The sequence below is a fragment of the Bacillus cereus group sp. BfR-BA-01350 genome (assembly GCF_022663775.1).
Taxonomy (GTDB): Bacteria; Bacillota; Bacilli; order Bacillales; family Bacillaceae_G; genus Bacillus_A; species Bacillus_A paranthracis.
Map to the genome: position 1 here is coordinate 170,550 of NZ_JAKUGD010000011.1, position 7,377 is coordinate 177,926.

Sequence of the window (7,377 nt, forward strand, 5' to 3'; positions counted from 1 at the left end):
GAGTATAGGTAATTTCAGACAATAATTCGGAAATTGTTCATAATTTCACAAACATATTTTTCCTTTTTAATCTAGTGAAAATACAAAAATAACGATTTTTCTTATGAATTTTTTCATGCTATATACATAGTGGGGAGGGAAAATGATGAATGGAATTGAAAGCTTTGCGAATACGATTTTGAAAGAGGCGTGTAGGGTACAAGCTTCGGATTTACATATTGTGCCCCGACAGAAGGATGTAGTGATTCAACTGCGCATAGGGAAAGATTTAATGACGAAACAATACATTGAAAAGGACTTTGGAGAAAAACTTGTTTCACACTTTAAATTTTTAGCATCCATGGATATAGGGGAGAGGCGGAAGCCACAAAATGGTTCACTGTATTTACAAATGGATGGACAGGAAGTGTATTTACGTCTTTCCACGCTTCCAACTGTATATCAAGAAAGTCTCGTTATTCGTCTTCATTTACAAGCATCTATTCAGCCGTTATCTCATCTTTCGTTATTTCCAAGTACAGCGAAGAAACTACTTTCTTTTTTACATTATTCCCATGGGTTACTCGTATTTACTGGACCGACTGGATCGGGGAAGACAACAACAATGTATGCATTATTAGAGGTAATTAGAAAAAAGAAAACACGCCGCATCGTTACACTGGAAGATCCAGTTGAAAAAAGAAATGACGATGTATTACAAATTCAAATAAATGAAAAAGCAGGTATCACATATGAGGCGGGACTAAAGGCTATTTTGCGTCATGATCCAGATGTTATTTTAGTGGGTGAAATTCGTGATGAAGAAACAGCAAAAATCGCTATAAGAGCAAGTTTGACTGGCCATTTAGTAATGACGACACTGCATACGAATGATGCGAAAGGAGCAATACTTCGGTTTATGGACTTTGGCATAACAAGGCAAGAGATTGAACAATCTTTATTGGCTATAGCTGCACAGCGACTTGTTGAATTGAAGTGTCCGTTTTGCAAAAGAAAGTGCTCAACTGTATGTAAATCAATGAGGCAAGTAAGGCAAGCGAGTATTTATGAGTTGTTATATGGATATGAGTTAAAACAAGCGATTAAAGAAGCAAACGGGGAATGTGTCACGTACAAGCATGAGACATTAGAGTCTTCGTTGCGAAAAGGATACGCTTTAGGATTTTTAGAAGAGGATGTTTATGTTTAAGAAAATATGGAGTTTAAGTGATCAAGTCATATTATTGAAACGATTAGGAGAACTATTAGAAAAAGGATACTCTCTTTTGCAGGCATTAGAATTTTTACGGTTTCAATTACCTTTAGAAAAGAAAGTACAATTGCAGCACATGATTGATGGATTAAAGAATGGAAAAAGTCTACACGATTCTTTTCATCAATTAAAGTTTCATCAGGAGATGTTAAGCTATTTATTTTATGCCGAGCAACATGGTGATATTTCTTTTGCGTTGCAACAAGGGAGTGCACTTCTTTATAAAAAGGATAAGTATAGGAAAGATATGATGAAAATAATGCAGTATCCTATGTTTTTGGCGTTCTTTTTAATAATCATGATTTTGATTTTTAACCGCATTTTATTACCACAAGTTGACATGGTATATAGTTCATTTGGTTCTACAGCACCGTTATTCACAGAACAAATATTAAGTACAATTAAGCTACTACCCTATCTTATTTTTAGCACAATTTTTATCGTTATGATTGGCTGTAGTGTATATATATTGTACTTTCGAAAACTCCCACATATGAAGCGAGTAAAAATTATACTTCGTATCCCCCTCGTAAAAACATTTCTTATTTTAAAGCATTCGCATTATTTCGCCACTCAATTGAGCGGTTTATTACACGGTGGATTATCAGTACTTGAGGCTCTAACAATAATGATGGAGCAAAAATATCATCCGTTCTTTCAATATGAAGCGGGGCGAATTGAACGCCAATTAATTGCGGGAGAACCGTTGCAATCTATTATTGCTAAAAGCGGATATTATGAGGAAGAACTTTCTTATATTATTACACATGGACAAGCAAACGGTAATTTGGCGATTGAATTAGGTGATTATAGTGATCTGATTATGGAAAAGATGGAGCAAAAAATTAAACGTATGTTAGTGATTATTCAACCGATTTTATTTACGTGTATTGGAGCAATAGTTGTTCTTATGTATTTAGCGATGATTATGCCAATGTTTCAAATGATGAATTCTATATAGGAGGCATTTACATGCAGAATGAGGAAGGGTTTACCCTTTTAGAAATGTTATTAGTTATGGTCGTCATCACTGTATTATTACTATTAATTATTCCAAATGTAGTTACGCAGCGCTCATCCGTCGAAGGAAAAGGATGTAAAGCCTATGTGAAATCTATAGAAGCGCAAATACAAGTATATCAACTACAACATAATAAAATTCCCTCGCTAAAAGAGCTAATTGATGGGAAATATATTACAAAGGATGAGTGTCCGAATGGTGAAGCTATTCATATTTCCAATGATGGCACGGTAACAAGTGGGAAACTGTGAAGCAAAAAGGTTTTACACTTTTAGAAATGCTACTCGTTTTATTTGCAATTTCTGTATTAAGTATGGTCACGTATTTTCATGTACATTCATTATACGAAAAACAAAAAATCGAACAATTTTTAAGACAGTTTTCAAATGATATTTTGTATATGCAACAATTAGCCATAAATCGTCAAAAACACTATACATTACGATGGCATAAAGATAGACATATGTATTATATAGGGGAATCGAGTACGGATCTTTCTATCATTAAAAGAGAATATGATAGCGATATACAATTGGATTTGAATACTTTTCCAAATCCGATGACATATAATCCGAGTGGAAATATTAATAGAGGTGGCACGATTTTACTTTCGTATCGAAGTTATAAATATGAGATTGTATTCCAGCTTGGAAGAGGGAGATTTACGTATCGTGAAATGTCAAAAAGGGTCAGTGATGGCTGAAATGATTGTAGCATTAAGTATAGTAATGATGATGGTATCTTTACTACTTCCGCAAACAGTATTGATTATGCAAGAACGAAAAAACATACAAATTCGTTATAAGGCATTTGTATTATTAAAAAAAGAAGCAGCTTTATATATGTATGAGAATGAGGTAAAACAACAGGAAGAAAAATTCATAAATGGAAATATATATTACACACATTGGGGAGGAAATGAAGTTTGTGCGATGTGGAAAGATGTGAAAGGAAAAATGATGGAACAATGCTTTTATGCGGGAGAAAAAATGAATTAGAAGTTGGATTTACATTAATTGAAATGATCGTATGTTTTTTTCTGTTATCACTTTTCTTTTTACTCTTACCACGTTTAAGCTTTATTGGAATAGAAAACAAGCAATCAAAAGGGTTAAATAATTGGGAATGGGATGTGTTTGTAGGACAAGTACAGTTAGAGTTTCGTGAAGTATCATTTGTGGAAAAAATAGTTCCTGAAAATAGAGAGAGTATGTTGCGCTTCCGTCTTCGCACTGGAGATGAAGTGACGTATGAAAAATTGAATAATCACCTTATAAGAAAAGTGAACATGCGCGGAAGAGAAGTTATATTACAAAATGTTGAAATGGTTTCGTATGAAGTAACACCTCATTTGCTCTTTATCAATGTGAAAGATAGGAGCGGGAAAAAATATGAAGGTGTAGCTATAAGGTATAGCGAAATGGGAATACATGTATGATAAAACAAGATGGATTTACGATGCCAGGAACAATCATTTTTCTTATATTATTAACTTCGTTCTTTATATACGAAACGAATATGTTGCTTATAGATAAAAAATTTTATATTGAAATAGAGCAAAAGTTTGTACTGGAGGAAATACTAAATCAATCTATTACAAATATAAAAAAAGACTTACGGCAAAAAGAAAAGGAAGATACTTTTTTCTTTTCATATGAAAAGGGCGAAGCGAGTGGAAATTACGTATTTGAAAACGACGTTATTCTCGTTTCATTGCAGTGCAAAATAAAACAGGAAGTTTTCTATAAAGTAAGCTTTCGGTATAGAAAAAAAGATGAGAAAATATTCGATTGGATAGAAGGATAGTATGTGAAATATATGGATAAAAAACCATGATTTATCATTTGAAAATAGGCTGTTTTTTAAAAGGAAATGGATAAATAAAACAATTAAAAGTTTAAATTTTCTCAAAAAAGAGAAAGGTAGAAAGAATATGATATATTCATGCTATCCAATCATTATTTTTAGGGAGAATAGGGAAATGACAAACAACAATCAAATAGGTGAAAATAAGGAACAAACTATTTTTGATCATAAAGGAAATACGATTATGACAGAAGATAGGGAAATACAAATTATTTCAAAATTCGAAGAACCTCTTATTGTCGTGTTAGGAAATGTATTAAGTGATGAAGAGTGCGATGAATTAATTGAATTGTCTAAAAATAAATTAGCACGTTCTAAAGTTGGTTCATCACGTGATGTAAATGATATTCGAACGAGTAGTGGTGCATTTTTGGACGATAATGAACTTACGGAGAAGATTGAAAAACGAATTTCATCTATCATGAATGTTCCTGCGTCGCATGGAGAAGGCTTACACATTTTAAATTATGAAGTGGATCAACAATATAAAGCGCACTATGATTATTTTGCGGAACATAGTAGATCCGCTGCTAATAATCGTATTAGTACGCTTGTTATGTACTTAAATGATGTCGAAGAAGGCGGAGAAACGTTCTTTCCGAAATTAAATCTTTCTGTGCACCCTAGAAAGGGAATGGCAGTATACTTTGAGTATTTCTATCAAGACCAATCATTAAACGAGCTTACGTTACACGGAGGGGCACCTGTAACGAAAGGTGAGAAATGGATTGCAACGCAGTGGGTGAGAAGAGGTACTTATAAGTAAAAGGGTGTATGTGACGTTTTGTTCTTCAATGCATAAGGAGAACAAAACGTTTTTTTATTAAATAAAGGAGCATCTTTCGTTATAATAACAAGTAATACATGACGATTGAGAGGAAAGAACATGAAATCTATATACATAACCGGTTATATGGGAGCTGGGAAAACAACAATTGGAAAAGCATTAAGTAAAGAATTTCATATGGATGTTGTAGATACAGATCAAAAAATTGAAGAGAAGCAGGGAAAAGCAATTCGTGATATTTTTGCCGAAGAAGGTGAAATGGCTTTTCGGGAATATGAAAGTAAGATGTTATGTTCACTACCTGTTGAAAATGTAATCATTACAACTGGCGGCGGAATCATTGAGCGAGAGGAAAACCGAAAGTGGATGAAGGAAAATGGAACTGTCGTGTATTTATATTGTGATCCACATGTAATTGCAGAAAGGCTTCGTGAAGATACGACACGTCCACTATTTCAGAAGAAAGATATAGATGCATTTGTAATGAAATTCGAATTGCGCCGAGCTTATTATGAAGAGGCCCATATCCATATTGATACGACGAATAAGTCTGTAAAGCAAATTATGGATGAATTAAAAGAAAAGATTAATGAATAAAAAAGTGGACATACTAATCAAGTAGAGGTGATGATAATATGTCTACTAATGATTATGTTCGCTTTGTGACACAGCAGTTTGTGTCGTATATGGATGCTCCAAAAGAAGATCGTAAACAAAAGAAAGAACAACGCCGTGCTGAAAAAGAGCCATTTATGAATAAGTGGTTTGGTGTTATGCCGCTAAGTGCTGCTTTGTTTTATCAAAACGTAAAAAATAAAAGAAAAAAATCAAGTTAAAGATTTCGTAATATGTGTAGCAAAATGAAAATCCCCTAGTAGCATCATACTACTAGGGGATTTTCATTTACTGCATAGACTCTTTTTCGTCTGTAACGGCATGTATTTTATTGTTCACCCAGACAAATCCAATTCCGATACAAATGGAAATGCCCCATCCAACAGCGGTCATAATTGCTCTCATTTCACCGTAGCCATCTACACCGAAAACAGAGATGAAATAAATTTTTAAGAAGCTTTTTAATATGAATTGTAGACCGAAAAAGAGCGTTAAATATTGCAACGCTGGATAGATACGACTATCACGATACAGTTCACGACTTTTATCACGGTCATGGCCTTGCAGTGCAGCAATATCTGCTGCGAAATATAACATAAGTGGTTTTTTTATAAAAATTGTACATATAACGATAATACCGAGTACGATGTGATAATACGCATCGTTCCACAACATTCGTTCAGCTGATCCAGATAATAGATCTACCGTTGTATTAGAAATGAGTGTAATTAAAATAAAGAACCCTGTTACGTTAAACTGTTTTTCTTTTTTAAAGGTATACAGTGTATAAATAATTCCCGGAACAGAGGAAAGTAACATCGCGTAATACGGATCGATATAAGGTTTTGCGAATTTCCAAATGAGGAATGGGATTACGAGATAAAAGACAAGATCTAATATAGCTTTTTTATTTTGATTCATATACAGCCTCCTTAAGTCATACATATATTTTATAATATAATTTCTGAAAATTGTATAAGGTTTATTGAAAAAAGAAAAAGTATATGATTAGTAGATTGAAAAAATTGCCCCTAGCGTAGTAAGTTTTTTTAGTATATAATAAAGGAAACGCTTTCATTTTTGGTTTGTTCACAAAATGGACGGAAAATCACATATTTACTATCGATATGTTGCTTTATAATGAAACTAATTAAATATACATGCATACAATATTGTGAAATAAATAACATAAATAATTTATATAAATGTAAACGTTATCAAAAGAGAGAGGTGGAGGCAATGAGTAAATTTTTCTTCAATCATAATCCAGCAACAGTAGAGGATGGAAGGCTTGTTGAATATGCTGAAATTATTTATGGAGAAGGCGGCCGTTCTGTATTAGAAAATTTAATGGTGAAGGCATCTATCAGATTGCGTGATCGTTATCCGAATAAATCTGACGAACAGATCTCGAACCTAGTAAATAAAGGCATCCATGATATGTTTCAAAAATATGTGAGTGAGTAAGAAGTAAGAGTAGCTAACGGCTGCTCTTATTTTTTTGTATAAGGATGGTGCCTCTAGCTGAAAATAAGGGTGTATTTTAAAGTGTGTAAAAAGGAGGGGAAAAGATGAGCAATGGAATTGGTCGTTCAAAAGAAAATCTTCCAACTGATGCTAATCATGTGAGTGCAAAGGATCGTGCGTATCAAAAACGTATGGCAAAGCAAAAACAACAAGAGCGTAATGACGATAGAGGATAACTCAAAAAAGCTCCTTCTAAAATGAAGTGACCCCCGAAAGTTAGACAGGTCGTTTCATTAGGCAGCCTCTAGGGTATGAGCCCGGTATTGTACTGGGCTCATACCCTTTAATTTTGCCTTAATTCTTTTATGA

The 7,377-nt window shown here is 33.6% G+C and carries 14 protein-coding genes; 12 read left to right on the forward strand and 2 right to left on the reverse strand.

Annotation, left to right across the window (positions count from 1 at the left end; translation table 11 throughout):
- Positions 1-145 precede the first annotated feature (145 nt).
- The 10 genes from comGA to MR147_RS21590 all read left to right on the forward strand — a co-directional run bounded on the left by comGA (position 146) and on the right by MR147_RS21590 (position 5,762).
- A complete protein-coding gene (comGA, locus tag MR147_RS21545; protein WP_242304725.1) occupies positions 146-1,189 on the forward strand; it encodes a competence protein ComGA in 1,044 nt (347 codons plus the stop codon).
- Positions 1,182-2,213 (forward strand): comG operon protein ComGB, encoded by a 1,032-nt coding sequence (gene comGB / locus MR147_RS21550; RefSeq protein WP_242304726.1) that lies wholly within the window; start codon positions 1,182-1,184, stop codon positions 2,211-2,213. The genes comGA and comGB overlap by 8 nt, the downstream gene beginning before the upstream one ends.
- An 11-nt stretch (positions 2,214-2,224) precedes the next feature.
- A complete protein-coding gene (comGC, locus tag MR147_RS21555; protein ID WP_001178694.1) occupies positions 2,225-2,524 on the forward strand; it encodes a competence type IV pilus major pilin ComGC in 300 nt (99 codons plus the stop codon).
- A complete protein-coding gene (comGD, locus tag MR147_RS21560) occupies positions 2,521-2,976 on the forward strand; it encodes a comG operon protein ComGD (RefSeq protein WP_000810388.1) in 456 nt (151 codons plus the stop codon). The genes comGC and comGD overlap by 4 nt, the downstream gene beginning before the upstream one ends.
- Positions 2,969-3,271: a competence type IV pilus minor pilin ComGE gene (gene comGE, locus MR147_RS21565; protein WP_242304729.1), complete on the forward strand. Its 303-nt coding sequence runs from the start codon at positions 2,969-2,971 to the stop codon at positions 3,269-3,271. Before comGD ends, comGE begins: the two co-directional genes overlap by 8 nt.
- Positions 3,241-3,711, forward strand: a complete 471-nt coding sequence (comGF, locus tag MR147_RS21570; protein ID WP_000923058.1) for a competence type IV pilus minor pilin ComGF — start codon at positions 3,241-3,243, stop codon at positions 3,709-3,711. Before comGE ends, comGF begins: the two co-directional genes overlap by 31 nt.
- Positions 3,708-4,079, forward strand: a complete 372-nt coding sequence (gene comGG / locus MR147_RS21575; protein WP_000595196.1) for a competence type IV pilus minor pilin ComGG — start codon at positions 3,708-3,710, stop codon at positions 4,077-4,079. The genes comGF and comGG overlap by 4 nt, the downstream gene beginning before the upstream one ends.
- Before the next feature lie 175 nt (positions 4,080-4,254).
- Positions 4,255-4,905, forward strand: a complete 651-nt coding sequence (locus MR147_RS21580) for a 2OG-Fe(II) oxygenase (protein WP_242304727.1) — start codon at positions 4,255-4,257, stop codon at positions 4,903-4,905.
- A 120-nt stretch (positions 4,906-5,025) separates the two neighbouring features.
- On the forward strand, positions 5,026-5,523 hold the full coding sequence (gene aroK / locus MR147_RS21585; RefSeq protein ID WP_242304728.1) for a shikimate kinase AroK: 498 nt from the start codon (positions 5,026-5,028) through the stop codon (positions 5,521-5,523).
- 38 nt (positions 5,524-5,561) lie between these two features.
- Entirely contained in the window at positions 5,562-5,762 is a 201-nt protein-coding gene (locus MR147_RS21590; protein ID WP_000106079.1) for a YqzE family protein, read from the forward strand.
- A 67-nt stretch (positions 5,763-5,829) separates the two neighbouring features.
- Here MR147_RS21590 and MR147_RS21595 read toward each other — a convergent pair whose 3' ends face one another.
- On the reverse strand, positions 5,830-6,462 hold the full coding sequence (locus MR147_RS21595; protein WP_103141794.1) for a VC0807 family protein: 633 nt from the start codon (positions 6,460-6,462) through the stop codon (positions 5,830-5,832).
- A 128-nt stretch (positions 6,463-6,590) separates the two neighbouring features.
- Positions 6,591-6,707, reverse strand: coding sequence for a hypothetical protein (locus MR147_RS21600; protein ID WP_003279814.1), 117 nt, complete (start codon positions 6,705-6,707; stop codon positions 6,591-6,593).
- Between the two features lie 73 nt (positions 6,708-6,780).
- Here MR147_RS21600 and MR147_RS21605 point away from each other — a divergent pair, with 73 nt between their 5' ends.
- On the forward strand, positions 6,781-7,008 hold the full coding sequence (locus MR147_RS21605) for a hypothetical protein (protein ID WP_000032699.1): 228 nt from the start codon (positions 6,781-6,783) through the stop codon (positions 7,006-7,008).
- Between the two features lie 104 nt (positions 7,009-7,112).
- The gene (locus MR147_RS27070) at positions 7,113-7,244 is read left to right on the forward strand and encodes a hypothetical protein (RefSeq protein WP_074607115.1); all 132 of its coding nucleotides are present in this window, start codon (positions 7,113-7,115) and stop codon (positions 7,242-7,244) included.
- Positions 7,245-7,377 lie beyond the last annotated feature (133 nt).

Excerpts from the sequence above, each read along its gene's own strand:
- comGA (WP_242304725.1), top strand. The coding sequence starts at position 146 with ATGAATGGAATTGAAAGCTTTGCGAATACGATTTTGAAAGAGGCGTGT.
- comGB (WP_242304726.1), top strand. The coding sequence starts at position 1,182 with ATGTTTAAGAAAATATGGAGTTTAAGTGATCAAGTCATATTATTGAAA.
- comGC (WP_001178694.1), top strand. The coding sequence starts at position 2,225 with ATGCAGAATGAGGAAGGGTTTACCCTTTTAGAAATGTTATTAGTTATG.
- comGE (WP_242304729.1), top strand. The coding sequence starts at position 2,969 with ATGGCTGAAATGATTGTAGCATTAAGTATAGTAATGATGATGGTATCT.
- comGF (WP_000923058.1), top strand. The coding sequence starts at position 3,241 with ATGCTTTTATGCGGGAGAAAAAATGAATTAGAAGTTGGATTTACATTA.
- comGG (WP_000595196.1), top strand. The coding sequence starts at position 3,708 with ATGATAAAACAAGATGGATTTACGATGCCAGGAACAATCATTTTTCTT.
- MR147_RS21580 (WP_242304727.1), top strand. The coding sequence starts at position 4,255 with ATGACAAACAACAATCAAATAGGTGAAAATAAGGAACAAACTATTTTT.
- aroK (WP_242304728.1), top strand. The coding sequence starts at position 5,026 with ATGAAATCTATATACATAACCGGTTATATGGGAGCTGGGAAAACAACA.
- MR147_RS21590 (WP_000106079.1), top strand. The coding sequence starts at position 5,562 with ATGTCTACTAATGATTATGTTCGCTTTGTGACACAGCAGTTTGTGTCG.
- MR147_RS21595 (WP_103141794.1), bottom strand. The coding sequence starts at position 6,462 with ATGAATCAAAATAAAAAAGCTATATTAGATCTTGTCTTTTATCTCGTA.
- MR147_RS21600 (WP_003279814.1), bottom strand. The coding sequence starts at position 6,707 with ATGCATGTATATTTAATTAGTTTCATTATAAAGCAACATATCGATAGT.
- MR147_RS21605 (WP_000032699.1), top strand. The coding sequence starts at position 6,781 with ATGAGTAAATTTTTCTTCAATCATAATCCAGCAACAGTAGAGGATGGA.
- MR147_RS27070 (WP_074607115.1), top strand. The coding sequence starts at position 7,113 with ATGAGCAATGGAATTGGTCGTTCAAAAGAAAATCTTCCAACTGATGCT.